Genomic DNA, 16,983 nt, shown 5'->3' with positions numbered 1-16,983 from the left:
GCGCTAAAGATGGCTTACCGGCTCGCTGACGGGGCTTACCCTCAGCGGGTCGGTTTTTTGTGTCTTGTTTGAGACCACTTTTGGTATTTCCCGGGCGGCACACGTAGCCGTCGTTTAGCGTTAGTGCCCATGAACACCAGCAACAATGTCAACGTCGCCTATGAATACCTCGCCGTAGCTGATTCAGAGGCGGCGAAAATCGCTGTCGTCAGTTTGGACCGCGGAGACAAACTCAACGGTCTAACACTTGAGATGCTGACCGAGCTGTCCGCCGTCGCCCGGAAACTGGCAGCTGACCGTGATCTGCGTGGCGTAATCCTACGTGGCGAGGGCAAATCGTTTTGCGCTGGACTCGATTTCGCCTCGGCATTTAAGAAGCCCTCACGCATCCTGCGCTCATTCGTCCCCGATATCCACGGCACAAACCTGTTCCAGCGCGCCTGCTGGGACTGGCGAGGCCTGCCGGTGCCGGTCATTGCGGCGGTGCATGGGCACTGCTACGGCGGTGGTCTACAGATTGCACTAGGTGCTGATTTCCGCATTACTACGAGCGATGCCAAGTGGTCAATCCTCGAAGCGAAGTGGGGACTGATTCCGGATATGTCCGGTATGCGAACCATCCTCGATGAGGTCAGCGCCGATACTGCACGTTGGCTGACCATGTCTGGCGAAGAACTCAACGGCAAGGAAGCAACTGAGATCGGTCTGGCGACGTGGGCCGTGGACACGGAGGACGCTGCACTCAAGCTGTCCAAGGAGAAGTTGGCACAGCTGGCGACACGCTCGCCGGATCAGCTGGCGGCGACGAAGCGGCTTTTCCGCGATGTGCACCGCTCTCCTCGCGCAACATTCCGTGCCGAGCGCACACAGCAGCTGCTGCTGTTAGCCCGCAAGAACACGGCCATTATTCGCAATGCTGCGATGAAGAAGGTCTCACCTAAGTTCGCCCGGCGCGGCACGTGGGCGCGTGGTTAGCGCGCTAAGGAACCGGCAGGTCATCCCCATGCGGCAGGTCCGCGGCCGCGCGCTGTGAATCCAGCCAGTCGCGGACGTGGGCTACCGATCGGCAGTCATCGCCGTTGTAGCGCAGCAGCATGGCGCGAGCCTCGGCTTGCGTGAGCTTTTCAAAGGACTGTTCCGAGACAAAGTCAAGGTCAGTGGCCGTCGCAATGCGATACAGATCCAGCGATGCCTCGCCGTCAACATCGGCGTCGCGCCAGTGGAAGCCCGACCACGGGGCCACGACTTTAAGCCCCATGCCGACGGTGGAGAGGATCTGGCGACGGGCGACCTTCAGCATGTCCACCCAGTCCTCCGAGGCAATGAACTTGTCCACTTCTTCGCGGGTCGGCACCCGCACAATCTTTGTCGGGCCAGCTGCCTCGGAACTGGAACCAGCCGCATCGCCTGTAGCCAGCTCCGCCGAATCTGCGGGCACCACAAATTCCTGGCCGCCGAACCGGGTGGCGCTCTGACGCAGCCAATAGTTCTCACCCTCTGCCGCCCAGCAATAGGCGCGGAAGGTCTTGCCTTGTTCATGCGCCGCATTTCGACGACGCATCAGGTAATCCCAGAAAATCGCAAAGTTCCTGGCCTCTGCCGTGCCACCGAGCCCTTCTGGCCCCGGTGGCTCCCAGGTGATAAACCCGCGGTAGTCCTCCCCAGGCACCCACGTTCCCCACAGGTAGGCGCCATCGTTGGGGTACGCCTCCATATCGATATCCATCTCAATATCGCCACGCGTGGCCGATGTCTTAGCGGCTACCCGGAGCGCGTCGACGTCGGCAAGCCGCGCCCTCGCCATCCACACCTGCTCCTTGCTGACGTGCGGAGTGTTGGTACTGGCCTGCGCCAGTGCCGTGACTGTGTCGATGCCCACACTGCGCAACCGCATGGACTTATCGCCAGGTAGGAGGAGGGAAATATCGTCACTTGCGGTCAGCTCATCCAAGCAAAGGTCGTGGTGACGGCAGGTTCGGCACTCCCGGATGCGCCGTGGCGCCAGCGGCCAGGTGCCTGGCGTAAACCGTGACGGTCGCCCCTGAGTGGCAGCGACGGCATCACGCGCATCCCGCAACGCCATCCGGTACGAGGCCACGCGCGAACCTTCATCGGCAATGACAATATGCCGTGTATCCAGGTTCATCCCGGTGGCACTAATCGCCCCCACCAGACCACAGGACACGCCCAGGCGGTGCAGTATCGCCGCTGCCTGCCCAAGCTTCACAGCATCGGGTCCGTAATGCCGTAGCTTCCACTCGTCCGTGACAACCATCGCCTGACGCAGGGTCCGCCCCATCACACCATCACGCCCGAGCCGATCAACGCCCAGCAGTCGCACCTTCATCGCCGCCGCACGCGCCGCATTGCTTGACGACGGCTTACGCCGCCGGCCCGGTTTGCGCGCAGAGAGCAGGTGCCGTGTGACAACCAGGACCGGCATGTACGTCGGAGAGGTCGTCTGTGGTGAATCATCGACCTTGACCAGCAGATCGGGGTGGCAAATCTCGTCGATTCCCGAGTACACCCCGCCGGGAATCGGGCGCTCATGCATGAGCACGCCACCGGTGATGACGCTTTCTCCGCGGGCGATGGCCTCAAGGGTATCCAGGTGAGCGTCCGGTCCCGAGGCCACTGTGTACAGGCCGGGGATGGACGCGATGGACGTCGGCAAGCGGTGCTCGTGGTGAGAAGCAGGTTCGACTAGCCGCCCCTCGCGCAGGTCGAGGCTCAGCCGGTAGCGGCAGCCGATGAGGTCGCTCGCGTGGAGAAGCGGGCGCGAAACGGATGAATCAGTCACAATGAGAATTAGCGTATCGCCACTCGGTAGGAAGTTTCACGTTAAGCTTGGATAGCAAGAATCGTGATGCAGCCACTGCATCTGGCAAGCGCACTCCGGCGCGGTGGGGTTTACGGGTTTTCCGCCCCGCTTTTCCGGAGGGACTATCTGCGAGCAACTAGGCGAAGGAAAAAATGAGCTTCTTGGGTGACATCCGTGAGCGTCGGCGCGAAACCGCCAAGCAGGTGAAGGCTGCCAAGGCGAAGGCTAAGGAAGAGGCTCGCCACGCAGCTCGACTTAATCGCAAGGCACATAAGGCTGAGGTCAAGGCCGCTAAGCGCGACCAGAAGCACCAGCACAAGCTGGAGCTGAAGGAGGCCGCTGGCCGCGTTCGTTCTGAGGAAAAGCTCGGTAAGAAGGAACTCAAGCTGGAAAACCGTGCTCTGAAGCGCGCGGAGAAGATCCGCAAGGCGAGTGCCAAGGACGAGAAGAAGGCGCTGGCCGCCAAGCAGCGTCACCAGACCAAGATGGCCGAGAAGATCCTGCAACAGCAGCGCAGCCAGGGCTTCAACAAGGACAAGGCAAAGTCGTGGATCGGTGGCGCACGCCTGCTGGTACCGGTGCTGGTTCCGCTGGCCTACCGCGCCATCACTGCCATTCAGCGCCGTGAACACTCTTCGGCCGCGCAGAAGTTCGGTGTTTCCGCTAATGATGCCGCTCGTTACCAGGGGCACGGTGCGCCGCTGCTGGCCCGCATTGAGGCCACTCGTGGTTCACTGACAGAGCTGCGTAAGTCGGGTGTCAAGGGTACCGATGGTTTTATCAAGGACGCCAACTCGCGTCTGGATGTCATGACTGACGCCATTAACACTGCCGAGAAGATGACCCCGGAGCAGCGTCGTCGCGCACACCACTCCATTACCGCAGAGCTGGATTCTCTGGATCGCCAGATCATTTCGGAGCTGGGCGCGTAAACCTGGCCGCTTCGGGTTAAGGCCACTCGCCGAGATTCGTCGAACTAAGCGCGACTGTTGTTGAGCAGCAATAGTCGCGCTTTCGCTCTTAGTACCCCCGTATCGGGCTATTTTCTCCCTCCGATGGCGCTACGGACTGAGAACTACTGTAATGAGGGCTATGCCATCTTCAGATAAATCTCAGACTGCAGCCTCGGATCTGAACGGCGCAGTCTCGAACAGCGACGCAACAGCCCAAAAGCCATTCACCCCTACTCGTCGTGCCGTACTGCGTGCCGGCGCTACCGGTGCTGCTGCTGGCGCCATCGGCCTGGCGACCGCTACTAGTGCGGGGGCCAATCCTGAGTCGCAGTCCCCAGCTAATGCTGGCGGTTCTGGTGGTTTTCAGGTCTTCCAACACGGTGTGGCCTCTGGCGATCCACTGCCGGACTCCGTTCTTATCTGGACTCGTGTGACATCGCACCCAGGCGACACCGCAGGTGCAAACCAGGGCCGCCCTGTTGCACTGAAGTGGGAAGTCGCTTCTGATGAGGGCTTCGGCAACATCGTTGCCTCTGGTGCCCTGAACACCGACCCGGATGCTGACAACACCGTCAAGATCGATGTCAAGGGTCTCTCCGCTGATTCCTACTACTTCTACCGCTTTACCGTCACCGCTGGTAATCACGCGGGCCAGGTTTCCCCGATTGGCCAGACTCGCACTGCGCCGCCGGTGAACTCCTCGCCAGATCACCTGGGCATCGCGCTGACCTCCTGCGCTAACTGGGAAAGTGGCTTCTTCTCCGCTTACCGCGATATGGCGGAAAATGACCGCATCGACATCATTATGTGTGTCGGTGACTACATCTACGAGTACGAGGCCGGTGGCTACTCCGGCAAGGGCCCGGTTCGTGACCACAAGCCGGCTCACGAGATTATTTCTCTCGCTGACTACCGCCTGCGCTACGCCACCTACCGCACCGATGCGGACCTGCAGGAAGCTCACCGCGCAAAGCCGTGGATTGTGACCTGGGATGACCACGAGGTCGCCAACGATGATTGGCACAGTGGCGCTGAGAACCACGACCCGGAGACCGAAGGCGACTACGTTGCCCGCCGCGACGCCGCTATCCAGGCTTACCTGGAGTGGCTGCCGGTTCGCGCTGTCCCCTTCTCCCAGGGCGGCAAGCTCTACCGCAGCTTCCGTTTCGGCGATCTCGCCGACCTGACCATGCTGGACCTGCGCACCTACCGTGACCAGCAGCTGAAGTTCATCCGCGCTGGCGAAACCGATGATGAGAGTCGCTCCATGCTCGGCTCTGAGCAGTTCAATTACCTGCTCGGCCAGTGGCGTTCCTCGAGCGCAAAGTGGCGTGTCGTGGGCAACTCCGTCATGTTCACTCCAGTGCTGGTTCCGCCGCTGGATCCGGAGGCCACTCGCGCTGTCACTGAGCTGCTGAGCTTGCCTCAGGACGGCCTGCCGTACAACTTGGATCAGTGGGATGGCTACGCTGCTGAGCGTCGTAAGCTGATCGACATCATGGGTAAGGAGGGCTACGACAACGTTGTCTTCCTCACCGGCGATATTCACTCCTCCTGGAACTGCAACGTACCGAAGGTCCCGGGCCAGTACCCGAGTGCCGGTATTGCCGCCATTGAGATTGTCTGTACTTCCGTCAGCGCCCCGAACATCGATGACATTGTGAAGCTGCCTCAGGACAACCCGATTTCCTTGGCTGCTACCGCTGGACTCAAGGCTGCGAACCCGTACGTCAACTACCTCGAGTTCGACCGCCACGGCTACACCGCTGTCTACTTCGGCCGCGAGGACGTTACCTCTGAGTACCGCCTCGTCGAGGTCAAGGAGGAACCGAACCAGCCACTTTTCGTCGCCGCTACCTACCGAGGCAAGCCTGGTGAGGGCATGACCCAGGCTTAAGCGCCTTCTCATCCTTTCGCTTTCCGACGACCACTGAGAGCGCACCCCGCATTGCGCTCTCAGTAGCGTAGTTGCTGTTCACGACGGCCCTGCACAACATGCAGGGCCGTCTTTTTATTACCCCAAGTTCTTGTGCACAATTAATCGAATTATTAACAAACCATGTATTCGATATAAGTTGCACAATCTAACTCAATTATCGTCAATAGACATTAAATTTCTTTGCACTTATACTGTGGGGGAAAGAAAACAGGGCTTGATATTAATTTGAAATTTCACCGTATTGAAGTTTCACCGTAAGCCTTCTTCATTATTACAAGTTCAGCACCAAGCTTAGGCAGGGATTCTATGGCACGCCGCGAACTAATTCAGTACATCGACGACCTCGATGGGACTCCGCTTGATTCCGCAGATCACCAAGTCGTTCGTTTCTCTTTCCGCGGTAAGAACTACATTCTCGACCTCTCTCAGGAAAATGCTGAGAAGTTCGAGCAGGTATTAGAACCGTATATTGCGAACGCTTCTATTGATCACAGCACGGTTGTAGCTCCGCGTAAGCGCTCTTCCGCTAATCCCAATGCCGCTGAGGCCCGTGATCGCAATCGCAAGATTCGCCAGTGGGCACGAGAGAATGGCATGGATGTTGCAGACCGCGGTGCGCTGCCAAAGCACATTATTGAAAAGTACGAGAGCGCTAACTAGTTCTCACCCAGGTTCGTTTGCCTTCCACTGGATGTCATCCAGCTTCACTATCTTAAAGACAGGGTCCCGCCACAGCGGGGCCCTGTTTTAAAGTTGGGGCAGGTGATTCGAGTCGCTAGGATAGCGGCTGGAATTGGCACACCGGCCTAATCCGGTTGTCTTACTTTTCTTATCCTTGACATGGAGGAGTCGGCCCGTGGTTATTTTGGAACCATTTGTTTGGCTGGTCTCGTTTGTCCTTAAGGCGTGGCACCTTTTACTGGCCTCAGTGTTTCACCTGCCATCTTCTCTGTCCTGGACGCTTTCTCTCTTCCTGCTGGTGTTTACGGTGCGTGGCGCTCTGGCGTTTCTCGCGTTCCAGCAATTTATCTCGGCGCGCAAGACGGCCAACCTACGGCCGCAGCTTTTTATACTCAAGGAGCGCTACCGCAGGAGCATCGAGCCGAACTCGCCACAATACGTAAACTTTGCCAGCAAGGAAATGCGCAAAGCCGAAGGTATTAAGACCTCCGTAATGCTGGCGCCCCTCTTCGTCCAGATTCCCGTGATTATGGGCCTTGTTCGCATGCTGAGGCACATGCTGCGGGCGTCTGAGGGGCCTGGACTGCCTGCGTCTCATAATGTCGGATTCATCTCTAAGGATGAGATTTCCGACTTCCTGAGCGCGACATTCTTGGGGCAGCCTCTACCCGCGTATCTGCGCATGGACCCGGAGCAACTACAAATCCTTGGGGGCAATCATGATTCGCTGTTAGCTTTCTGCATTATCGGCATCGTGGCAGCGGCCATTTTCACCGGTTTTAACTTGGTCATTTCCTACCGCCGGTTGCAGCGCACTCTCGACTATTCCAATAGCGTCAGTGTATTCCTCAGCAAATTCATGCGCGTAATGCTTATCTACGCACCGCTGATGATCCTCTTCGCGGGGTTCTTTGGCCCAACACCTGTGGCTCTAATTGTCTACTGGGTCACCAATAACTTCTGGACACTGACCCAAAATATTATTCTCACCCGCTATGTAGAAAAGACCTACCCACTCACGGACGATTTCCGAACTCTGCAAAACCACCAAAAGGGTGAATACGAATCGGAGCGGGAAGAAAAGAAGAAGTTAAAGCAGGCCAAGCGTCGCTTTTATATCAAATCCGCATTCGCTCCGTGGAAAATAAAGCAGTATAAGAGCGAATATGCCGCTATTGAGAAGGAATCGCGGGACCGTCGTAAAGCAAAGCAGGACGAAGAATATGCCCAGGCTTTGAAAATTGCGAAGGTTCGCTACATGGTGACCCAGATGAGGCCTGGCGCTCAGGACAATTTGCCGTCCCTGACGCAGGATATGAAGATTTCCTCGGGTATAGTTCCGCCGCTTCCCGGCCTGGCTAAAGTGCGGGCAGACATGAAACGACAAGCCGAGAAAGCACAAAAGGCGCAGAAGCGGCCGAAACCAATTCTGATTGCAAAGAACCTGGGAATGCTGCTCGGCCAGAATACGAAGAATATGGTTAAGAAAGCCACCGGCTCAAAGGAGTCGGACTGGAAACGCTTCCGGGATTAGCCCGTGAGCAAAAGGCGAGAACTAGGGCGCGTTAAAAAAGGGAATTAGGTATTTACGTGACCAAGTCACGGGCCAGGTCGCGCGCCATCTGCAGCGGGTTCAGATCCTTGGACATCTTGGCACCCGCGAGGCCGCCGTCGAGGTAGAGCAACAGCATATTTGCGTGAGCAGACGGCATACTAGATTCATTTTCAGTCAGCAGCGTGTGTAGCTGTTGCCAAACCCAGGAACGGTGATCGGCTGCGGCCTGACGGATGTCCTGCTCCGACTCCGTTTCCGGCCGCGGATATTCACTAGCCGCATTCTGGAAGTGTGAACCACGGAAGTCGATTGCCGGCTGCTCCGCAATACACTGATCAAAGAACGCGAGAATCTTCTCCGCCGGGGTATCCAACGAGGCCACTCGCTGCTCCCAAGCCTCCCGCCATTTGGCGTCGAGGTCTTGCAGATATGCAATGACTAGCTTGTCCTTGGATCCAAACAACGAATACAGGCTGGCTTTGGCCACATCAGCTTCCCGCAGGATGCGGTCAATGCCGACAACGCGGATACCCTCTGTTGTAAACAGAGTTGTCGCTGATGCCAGGAGGCGCTCCCGCGGACTGGGGCGGTTACGACGGCGAGAGGAAGCGCGGCCGCCTTTTGCGCCCTTGCCCGTTGTCGCTTCTGCCACGGCAGTACCTCTCGTCCTTCCAAAGTCACACCCCGTTCTAACAGCTGCTTACTCGCAAACACCGGCATTAGCGCCATTGCTTTCAGAGCACTGAACAGGGCGTTCATAGTCTGTGATATTCCATTGTAGGCGTATCTGCGACTGTGATTTTGTAAAAGAACAAACTAGTCAGTCTTTCAGCCTCTAGTCCTACTTTAGCGTGCGATGATTGCCGCCCCCAACAGATGTCGCGACAATCGCAGAACGCCAACGTCACGACAACCGCACAACAAAAAAAGGGCATCTCAATGTTGATGAGATGCCCCGCGCTCTAGCTCACTATCCAGTAGATAGCAGCGTTACGACGCTTCGTGCATAGTCGCGCTGTTTTGCTTGGCTTACTTGCGCTTTTGAACCAGGCCGACAATCCACAACAGGATCACGGCGCCGAGCAGACAGGTGAGGAAGCTGAAGAACTTTCCGCCACCGGCGACATCAACGCCGAACAGGGTGAGCAGCCAACCGCCCAAGAAACCACCGACGATACCAACGACGATATTCAGGACGACGCCCATCTGTTCATCGGTGTTCATGATCTTAGAGCCGATCCAGCCGGCAAGACCACCGATGATAATCCAGCTGATGAAGCCCATCGTGGGACTAAAGGAGGCAGCAAGAAGAATCTCGTTCATGATAGATATTCCTTTCCCGAAATCGTTCTGACTCAACTATAAGTCTTTCCGAAAACTCTTGCATACACTGCAAGCACTATCAGGCCATTTCGGCCACTGAGAAACTAGCGAGATAACAGTCGGATAGCCACAGGAAAACTCTTATAAAATCTGCACTTTCTGCATGAAAACAGGGTTTATGCAGACGAGAGGCCTCATTTGGATAAACCGAAGCCGGCCCCGACACCTGTCGGAAACCGGCTAGGTTCTACGTATAAATATTCGGTAACGGTTTCTACTCTCGGCGCTAACCGCGCCTCGACGACCGCCGCCGGCGTCTTTTCTCAGCCCCCTCGAAGGGCGCTTTAGGCGTCAGTCTCCGGGCGGACGACCATCATCGGGCAAGCAGCCGCCTGCAGGAGTGCACGCGAAGTGGAGCCGAGCAGCATGCCCTTGAAACCTCCGCGGCCGTGGCTGCCGACGACCAGCAGCTGCGAGCCTTCCGAGGCATCAGCCAGAGCACGAACCGGGCGGTCGCGGGTAACAACCTTCTTGATGGCCACTTCCGGGTACTTCTTAGCGTACTTCTCCAGACGGTGGCCGAGCAGAGCCTTCTGCTCCTCTTCCACAACCTGCCACTGGCTCTGAGCTGCAGAAAGGCCAGCCAGGGAAGCCTGTACCTGCATGTCCATCCAGGTGTGAACCGCAATCAGTTCGGCACCACGAGCATCGGCCTCACGGAATGCGTACTCCGTTGCCTTTTCGGAAATATCGGAGCCATCGACACCGACAACGACAGGACCGTACTTGGTCTCATCGGTTACCAGGTTGTCCTCGCGGACAACAACAACCGGGCACGATGCGTGGGAAACAACAGCGGCGGAAACCGAACCCATGACCATGCCAGAGAGCCCACCCAGACCGCGAGAGCCCATAACCACCATGGTTGCCTGCTCAGACAGGTCGAGCAGCATGTCAATCGGACTGCCCTCTTCAATCTGGTGGCTGACATCTACCGACGGTGCGAAGTCGAGGGCAATCTTCTTGGCCTCGTTAATCTTCTCCAGGGTCTCGGCCTCAAGATCGTCGTAAAGCTCCTGCGGCGGAACCATGCCCTCTGCGTAGAGGAACTGCGGCATGGAGTAGCTGCTGACCAGACGGAGCGGCTCACCGCGCTTCACTGCGGTGTTAGCGGCCCACTTGACGGCGGTCTTGGATGCCTCCGAGCCATCGACCGCGCACACAATGATGTTCTGCCTTGGCATTGATTGCCTCCTTATTATGCGATCCATAAAAATTGGCTCTCCGCGGCCCGACCGCAACGCAGCTACACCTATCGCACCTGCTTGGACGCCATTTTAATGGACAAGCTTTGCTATTTAGTCAACTCTTCCGAGCCAACCCTTTTATTACTTTCACCTCCACCCTACCCCCATTATGTTGCGACCGACAGGGCAGAATGTTGTCCACCTACGCCATTAGGGGCGGTACCAACACAGCCCTGCGCCAGCAGCTCCGCTTGCCCGCCGGGTGAATCCGGGGCACCTGTTAAAGTCAGCCGTATGCGTCGCATGCCACTGCCCATTCGCGATGGGCTCAACCCCTCCCGCATCGCCGCTCCCGGGCGTCGTGGCGATGCCCCCACCCGTGCGTGGGATCTGCTCGCAGGCGCTATCGCAGGTCAAACCCACCGCCACCCGGACGATGATGAAGCGGCCGTGGCTAAACGCTTTGCAGATGGGCTCGTCGTTCGCGCCAACTCAGTGCCGTACAGTCCGGATGACATGGTGAAGCCCGGCGCGGAAATGTGGTTTTACCGCACCCCGGCACCGGAGCGCACAATCGCGGGGCCGATGCCGATTGTCTTTCAAGATGACAACCTTGTGGTCGTCGACAAGCCGTCGTTTTTGGCAACGATGCCACGCGGCCGACACATCACGGAAACCGCTGTCGTACGCCTGCGGCGGGAGCTGGGAAATCCGGAGTTGGTTCCCGCGCATCGCCTCGACAGACTGACGTCGGGGTTGCTCATCTTTACCGCCCGGCGCGAAGTTCGTGGCGCCTACCAGGGGCTTTTCGCATCTGGGGAAGTCACTAAGCGCTATCACGCGCTGACATCGCCCACACCCATCGCTGGCGCGACCAGCGAAGCCCTGCCCGAGCCCCCGCTGGAATTGCGCACACGACAGCATAAAGTTGCTGGCCAGATGCAGGCTTATACTCTCGAGGGCGAGCCAAACGCCCACACCATCATCGAGCACATTTCGCTTGTCGACGTGCCTTCGGACGCCGACGGCCTCGCTGCCGACAGTGGTCGCGTTGCGCTGTGGCAATTGAAACCCATCACCGGACGCACTCATCAGCTGCGGCTGCACTTGAGTGAGCTGGGCTTTCCCATCCTGGGCGACCAGTACTACCCGGAGATTCTGCCGCTGGAGGCCGAGAATACCTCGGAGCCCCTGCACCTGGTCTGTGTAGAAATGAGTTTCGCTGACCCCGTGACTGGTGAACAACGAACGTTCCATTCCCGCCGCAGCGTTTTCAATCCGCTTTCGCTGCCGGATTTTAATTCGCCGTTGATCAAATCTAATTAGAAGAGAACCCCCTCCCCCATGTCTGCCAAGCATGCACAACAATCCGCTAAATCATCCGCTGAATCTTCTTTGGAACATTCCGCCCCACCAGCGGCGGCCTACGCTGAGGGGCTCACCAAGAAGTACGGTGTCGGCAATGCCGCTGTTACTGCACTGGACCATGTCGATATCTCTTTTGCCGCTGGTGAGTTCACCGCGATCATGGGGCCGTCCGGGTCGGGTAAGTCGACATTGATGCACTGCATGGCCGGCTTGGACTCCGCGACGTCGGGAAGCGCGTACATCGGCACGACGGAACTGTCGAAGCTGTCGGACAAGGAGATTACGGCGCTGCGGCGTGACCGCCTGGGCTTTGTGTTCCAGTCCTTCAACTTGGTGCCGACGTTGACAGCGGCGGAGAACATCACCCTGCCTATCAATATCGCTGGTCGTAAGGTGGATAAGCAGTGGTTCGAGGAAATCACCACGCGCCTCGGGCTTAAAGAACGGCTTACGCACCGCCCCTCGGAACTGTCCGGTGGCCAGCAGCAGCGTGTCGCCTGTGCGCGTGCCATTGTCAGCCGGCCGGAGATCATCTTTGGAGATGAGCCGACGGGCAACTTGGACTCGAACTCATCCCGTGAGGTGTTGACGATTCTCCGCGATGCGGTTGATGACATCGGCCAGACCGTTGTCATTGTGACGCATGATGCCACCGCCGCGTCCTACGCAGACCGTGTTGTGTTCCTCGCGGATGGCCGCGTGGTTGACGAGCTTCGCAACCCCACGCCCGCCGATATTTTGGCGCGCATGGCAGATATTGAGAATCTTTAGGAAGGCAGGTCATCTCTCCCCATGGCATCATCGTCTTCCACGCTAAGCCGCGTCGCCTGGCGTAATATCACCTCGCACAAGTTGCGCCTCGTGCTCACAATTATTTCGGTCGTGCTGGGCACAGCCTTCATCACCGGCGCATTTGTGTTCACATCATCGCTGGACAAGGCCTTTAAGGGCGCAATGAGTACCGCTTATGACGGTGTCGACGTGGTGGTGACGGCCCCAGCTGACAATCCCGGTGCTCTCACCGAAGAAACCGCGCAGGAAATCGAAAGCTTCCCCGGGGTGCGCGCCCTCAACATTGGCGATCCCAACAACAGCATTACGGCCACGGGAGCCGACGGCAAGCCGATTCAAACCAATGGTTCGCCATCGATGGGTCTTCCCTACTATCCAGCGGCCGAAGCGGTGGGCAACAAGGTCACGGTTACCGAGGGGCACGCGCCGGAAACACCAGGTGAGGTGGTCGTCAACTCCACTACCGCCGAACTCGGCAACCTCCACGTCGGCACTGAAATCAAGGTGGCCACCCGTCTCGAGCGGGCGACGGTGAAGGTCGTCGGCATCGCCGATACCTCCATCGACGAAACCGGCTACCTCGCGGTCTTTTTCACCCAGAATCAGTGGCGAGAGCTCTACGGCGCGGACAGCCATATGGACATGTTCACCCTCGCCGCCGATTCCACCACTGACGCTGCCACGCTTACCCGTGATGTCGCAGAAGCATTCCCCGAGCTCAAGGTAGAGGCAGGCTCTAAGCTCGCCGACGAGGCCTCCGAACGTGTCTCCTCTGCCTTAAGCTTTGTCAACTACTTCCTCATCGCTTTCGGGCTCATCGGGCTGCTGGTCGGGATCTTCATCATTTCCAATACTTTCACCATGCTGGTCACTCAGCGCATGAAGGAATTCGCTCTCCTCCGCGCCCTCGGTGCTTCACGACGACAGCTCACTGCGTCCGTCCTCTTGGAGGCATTCATTGTTGGCCTCATCGGTTCCGCACTAGGTGTCATCACGGGATTTGGGCTGAGCCAGGGGCTATTCATGCTTCTCGATGCCATGAGTATCTCCATGCCCGGCGATGGCCTGACATTCGAACCGGTGGCAGTCATCGTTCCTCTCCTTGTCGGCGTGGCCATCACCATGATCGCCGCCTGGACGCCGGCCGCCCGCGCTGGCGCGGTCCCTCCTGTAGAAGCCATGCGCTCTGGGGATCAAACAACCAGCAATAGCCTCAGTGCTAGGACGTGGACCGGTACTGTGCTGGCGTCCGCCGCGATCGCAATCATTGCCTGGGCATTGCAGTGGAACGACGCAGAAACCAAGATTCGTGCCGTCTTCGTTGGTGTCGGTGCAGTGATGGCCGTAGCCTCCGTCTGGCTTGTCGGCCCCGCGCTGTCCATGCCTCTGATCGGAGGACTGGGGCGCGTCGTAGGTGCGCCTTTTGGAACCGTCGGCAAGCTTGCGGCGACGAACTCCCACCGCAATCCGCGCAGAACGGGAACCACATCGTTTGCACTGACGCTCGGGCTTGCGCTGGTGACTGTGATTGGCATGTTCGGTGTGTCCATGAAGGAGGCGGTCAATGAGTGGTCAGAGACCAATCTGACGGCTGACTTCGTGCTCTCGCCACCTCTGACCGCGCATTCGGCCCTGCCGCTTGGGGTCGAGGACGCAGTGAAGGATATCGATGGTGTCGACGACACCGCAACTTTGTCGATTGGTGCGCTGCTGGTGATCCCGCCTGAGGAAGCCGCCACGATGATAGCTTCCGACGGCGAACAAACTGAAGTCGGACCGGAATCTAGTAATGCGTCGGTTTTCAACTCCAACGTCGGCAAATGGTACGGCACTCGCGCCATCCAGGGCTCCCTGGATCTGGCCGAGTCGGATGCGGGAATTGTCATCAGCGAATCAACAGCGAAAAAGAATAGTTGGAACGTTGGCACTGAACTCGCAGTGGTTTCCAAAGGCGGCATAACACGGCTCCCCGTCACCGGCATTTTTGCTGACACGAATGATCCCGGCCAGTCGATTATTGTCTCCGACGAAGCCGCCCATAAATATGTCAAAAGCAGCCACCTGTTGCCGTTCCAGACCTACGTCGATGTTTCTGATTCCATCGCGTCAGACAGCGGCTCCATGGATGAAATGAAGCAAAAGCTTAGCGACGCAGTTGCGGACTACCTCGTAGTACAGGTGATGACTGCTAAGGAGTTTGCGGGCCTCGCGAATGCCTCTATCGATGTCATGCTGGGAATCGTGTACGCGCTGCTGGCACTGGCGGTCATCATTTCGATTCTGGGAATTATCAATACTGTCGCACTCTCAGTTGTCGAGCGCCGCCAGGAGATTGGCATGCTTCGGGCCGTCGGCCTGCAGCGCTCGGGGATTCGCCGGATGATTCGCCTGGAATCTGTGGAAATCTCCATTTTCGGCGCGGTTGTAGGTATTGTCCTCGGCTTGTTCCTTGGCTGGTCACTGCTGACCGTGCTGAAGGATGAGGGCCTGAATACTATTGCGGTACCGTGGCTGCAGGTTGTTCTCATGCTGCTTGGGTCTGCGCTTGTAGGCGTTATTGCTGCTCTCGGACCTGGTCAGAAGGCCGCGAAGACACCACCTCTGGCCGCTATCGCAGACGAATAGCCGCCGCTATATGAAAGCGCCCCGTGCAGATATAGTTTCTGCACGGGGTTTTATTTCGCCTTATTACCTAGGCCGAATCAGCTATCCGACTCACGCATTTCCGCTGGAAATTTATACGGCTGCGTTGGCCTTGCGAACCTCGCGTTCTCGATTCTTCAGCGCCTTATTGAGAAGCATAAAGAACCACACAAAGCCAACCGTCAGGATAATGTGGCCGAGTCCTGCAATTCCCGAGTACATCGCACCCCAGGCCTCCGGGCCTGAAACAACGTGCACGATACCGTTAGCCACCATCATGCCAATCGTCCAAACAATGCCGACATTCTGAACGATGAACCAGCGATCAAAGCCCTTGACAGCTGAAATATTGAATTGCCCATCCAATGCCAGCGCAACCAAGAAGAAAATCATGCCAAGAACAAGGAAATGCGTGTGCAGCGTATTGAGCTGCGTTTTATCCCCAAAATCCATCGCACGGGTAAATTCACGATAGAAAACGCCAGAAAACAGACCAAGACCGAGATACACCGAAGCAGCTGTGAATAACTTACGCATACTTCGTAGCCTACTCAGATAACACTGGCTTCTAAACAGACTAAACCCAGGGGGTTAAACGAAAGTTTGATTCCGCGAATCTAGACGGCCTCAAACTAACCGCGCGAATCGAGCCACCACACGTTTCGGCACAGTTTTGGATAGGGCCATCACTAGGCCATATAGGCCGGGCGCTACCTCCGCCCGACCCCTCTCCGCTCCACGTAACGTGCGCTCCACTAGATAATTGAGATTCTGCTCCGGCATGAGACGCAACTTCACCGACTTCGCCTGCTTCACGACGTCCCGTAGCGCCTTGGTCTTAACCTTTCCCGGGTAGCAAATAGTTACAGTTACACCATTAGGTTTCAATTCCTCTCTAAGGCAGATACCCCAGTGCCGAATAAACGCTTTCGATGCTGTGTACACCGCCAGCCCTGGAGTTGGTGCTACAGCTGAGATCGATGAAACGAAAATGATGTGGCCGTTCTTTTCGAATAAATCGTTTAGCGAGTAAACCGCTGCGACCGTACCGCGAATATTCGTCTGTATCATTTGATCAGCCTGCGAAAAATCCTGGGTTTTAACATCGCCATAATTCGCATACGCGGCATTGAGGATTAAATAAACTATCGTCGCGTGATGGCGGTCAACATGATTCCGGAGTTTATCGCCAAAATCATCATCGGACTGATCTAGACAAAGATATCGAAGACGAGGACCTTGCCTCTGCGAGAACTCAGCGTCTTCACCGGAAGAATCATCGTTGTAGCTACGAGAAACACACCAAATTTCATCTAGGTCTGGACGTAGCTGCCCAAGTCTATCGGCAAAGACGGCGCCTATGCCCCGAGATGCTCCAGTCACGATTCCCACTCGCATGAATTCCAAGATACAGCCGACTGAGTCGAGCAATTAAAACGGCGCCGACGTAGCGCGCCGCATAGGAATAAGCATACGAACAGCAAAATGCAGCACTAAAACGCTAGTTAATTCTGTTTACCCGTAGGTACAAAAGTGGGCCGCAGCACCCAACCCCACACAAGGGGCAAGGCAACCACGACCCACAAACAAGATTATTATGCCGGCGGCGACCTACTCTCCCACACCCTCCCGAGTGCAGTACCATCGGCGCTGGTGGACTT

General features: G+C 57.3%; 14 protein-coding genes. 8 read left to right on the top strand and 6 right to left on the bottom strand.

Features of this window, described 5'->3' with window-relative positions; translation table 11 throughout:
• Positions 1-129: 129 nt before the first annotated feature.
• On the top strand, positions 130-975 hold the full coding sequence (locus tag QP995_RS05275) for a crotonase/enoyl-CoA hydratase family protein (protein ID WP_069359720.1): 846 nt from the start codon (positions 130-132) through the stop codon (positions 973-975).
• Positions 976-979: 4 nt separating this feature from the next.
• Here QP995_RS05275 and QP995_RS05270 read toward each other — a convergent pair whose 3' ends face one another.
• Complete coding sequence (locus tag QP995_RS05270) at positions 980-2,800, bottom strand: ribonuclease H-like domain-containing protein (RefSeq protein ID WP_284852990.1); 1,821 nt, start codon at positions 2,798-2,800, stop codon at positions 980-982.
• Between the two features lie 173 nt (positions 2,801-2,973).
• On the opposite strand from QP995_RS05270, the gene QP995_RS05265 reads away from it, so the two are divergent.
• The 4 genes from QP995_RS05265 to yidC all read left to right on the top strand — a co-directional run bounded on the left by QP995_RS05265 (position 2,974) and on the right by yidC (position 7,928).
• Complete coding sequence (locus tag QP995_RS05265; RefSeq protein ID WP_016421682.1) at positions 2,974-3,753, top strand: DUF6474 family protein; 780 nt, start codon at positions 2,974-2,976, stop codon at positions 3,751-3,753.
• 160 nt (positions 3,754-3,913) lie between these two features.
• Positions 3,914-5,671 (top strand): alkaline phosphatase D family protein, encoded by a 1,758-nt coding sequence (locus QP995_RS05260; protein WP_224783757.1) that lies wholly within the window; start codon positions 3,914-3,916, stop codon positions 5,669-5,671.
• A 348-nt stretch (positions 5,672-6,019) separates the two neighbouring features.
• The gene (locus QP995_RS05255; RefSeq protein ID WP_016421684.1) at positions 6,020-6,373 is read left to right on the top strand and encodes a histone-like nucleoid-structuring protein Lsr2; all 354 of its coding nucleotides are present in this window, start codon (positions 6,020-6,022) and stop codon (positions 6,371-6,373) included.
• Between the two features lie 196 nt (positions 6,374-6,569).
• A complete protein-coding gene (gene yidC, locus QP995_RS05250) occupies positions 6,570-7,928 on the top strand; it encodes a membrane protein insertase YidC (RefSeq protein ID WP_016421685.1) in 1,359 nt (452 codons plus the stop codon).
• A gap of 52 nt (positions 7,929-7,980) precedes the next feature.
• Here the strand turns inward: yidC and QP995_RS05245 are convergent, their stop codons facing one another.
• The 3 genes from QP995_RS05245 to QP995_RS05235 form a co-directional block, all read right to left on the bottom strand.
• A complete protein-coding gene (locus QP995_RS05245) occupies positions 7,981-8,601 on the bottom strand; it encodes a TetR/AcrR family transcriptional regulator (RefSeq protein ID WP_048731284.1) in 621 nt (206 codons plus the stop codon).
• A 377-nt stretch (positions 8,602-8,978) separates the two neighbouring features.
• Positions 8,979-9,272 carry a GlsB/YeaQ/YmgE family stress response membrane protein gene (locus QP995_RS05240; protein WP_049171710.1) on the bottom strand — a complete coding sequence of 98 codons (294 nt, stop codon included), beginning with the start codon at positions 9,270-9,272 and terminating at the stop codon, positions 8,979-8,981.
• 344 nt (positions 9,273-9,616) lie between these two features.
• Entirely contained in the window at positions 9,617-10,516 is a 900-nt protein-coding gene (locus QP995_RS05235) for a universal stress protein (RefSeq protein ID WP_005510554.1), read from the bottom strand.
• Between the two features lie 297 nt (positions 10,517-10,813).
• Here QP995_RS05235 and QP995_RS05230 point away from each other — a divergent pair, with 297 nt between their 5' ends.
• From QP995_RS05230 to QP995_RS05220, 3 genes are read left to right on the top strand one after another with little or no spacing between them, the layout of a single operon-like run.
• Entirely contained in the window at positions 10,814-11,845 is a 1,032-nt protein-coding gene (locus QP995_RS05230) for a pseudouridine synthase (protein WP_284852989.1), read from the top strand.
• Positions 11,846-11,863: 18 nt separating this feature from the next.
• The gene (locus QP995_RS05225; RefSeq protein WP_284852988.1) at positions 11,864-12,658 is read left to right on the top strand and encodes an ABC transporter ATP-binding protein; all 795 of its coding nucleotides are present in this window, start codon (positions 11,864-11,866) and stop codon (positions 12,656-12,658) included.
• A gap of 21 nt (positions 12,659-12,679) precedes the next feature.
• The gene (locus QP995_RS05220) at positions 12,680-15,304 is read left to right on the top strand and encodes an ABC transporter permease (protein ID WP_284852987.1); all 2,625 of its coding nucleotides are present in this window, start codon (positions 12,680-12,682) and stop codon (positions 15,302-15,304) included.
• Positions 15,305-15,415: 111 nt separating this feature from the next.
• Here QP995_RS05220 and QP995_RS05215 read toward each other — a convergent pair whose 3' ends face one another.
• Both QP995_RS05215 and QP995_RS05210 read right to left on the bottom strand, forming a co-directional pair.
• On the bottom strand, positions 15,416-15,859 hold the full coding sequence (locus tag QP995_RS05215) for a DUF2871 domain-containing protein (RefSeq protein WP_069359716.1): 444 nt from the start codon (positions 15,857-15,859) through the stop codon (positions 15,416-15,418).
• A gap of 90 nt (positions 15,860-15,949) precedes the next feature.
• Entirely contained in the window at positions 15,950-16,705 is a 756-nt protein-coding gene (locus tag QP995_RS05210) for an SDR family NAD(P)-dependent oxidoreductase (protein WP_187405443.1), read from the bottom strand.
• Between the last annotated feature and the right edge of the window lie 278 nt (positions 16,706-16,983).

The organism is Corynebacterium sp. MSK032, from assembly GCF_030232065.1.
Classification (GTDB): Bacteria; Actinomycetota; Actinomycetes; order Mycobacteriales; family Mycobacteriaceae; genus Corynebacterium; species Corynebacterium jeikeium_D.
The sequence above is the reverse complement of the archived record's forward strand: the minus strand, read 5'-3'. Positions and strand labels throughout refer to the sequence as shown.

Coding starts and splice junctions, on each gene's coding strand:
- QP995_RS05240 (WP_049171710.1), bottom strand. CDS start 9,272: ATGAACGAGATTCTTCTTGCTGCCTCCTTTAGTCCCACGATGGGCTTC.
- QP995_RS05235 (WP_005510554.1), bottom strand. CDS start 10,516: ATGCCAAGGCAGAACATCATTGTGTGCGCGGTCGATGGCTCGGAGGCA.
- QP995_RS05275 (WP_069359720.1), top strand. CDS start 130: ATGAACACCAGCAACAATGTCAACGTCGCCTATGAATACCTCGCCGTA.
- QP995_RS05265 (WP_016421682.1), top strand. CDS start 2,974: ATGAGCTTCTTGGGTGACATCCGTGAGCGTCGGCGCGAAACCGCCAAG.
- QP995_RS05230 (WP_284852989.1), top strand. CDS start 10,814: ATGCGTCGCATGCCACTGCCCATTCGCGATGGGCTCAACCCCTCCCGC.
- QP995_RS05255 (WP_016421684.1), top strand. CDS start 6,020: ATGGCACGCCGCGAACTAATTCAGTACATCGACGACCTCGATGGGACT.
- QP995_RS05225 (WP_284852988.1), top strand. CDS start 11,864: ATGTCTGCCAAGCATGCACAACAATCCGCTAAATCATCCGCTGAATCT.
- QP995_RS05260 (WP_224783757.1), top strand. CDS start 3,914: ATGCCATCTTCAGATAAATCTCAGACTGCAGCCTCGGATCTGAACGGC.
- QP995_RS05220 (WP_284852987.1), top strand. CDS start 12,680: ATGGCATCATCGTCTTCCACGCTAAGCCGCGTCGCCTGGCGTAATATC.
- QP995_RS05215 (WP_069359716.1), bottom strand. CDS start 15,859: ATGCGTAAGTTATTCACAGCTGCTTCGGTGTATCTCGGTCTTGGTCTG.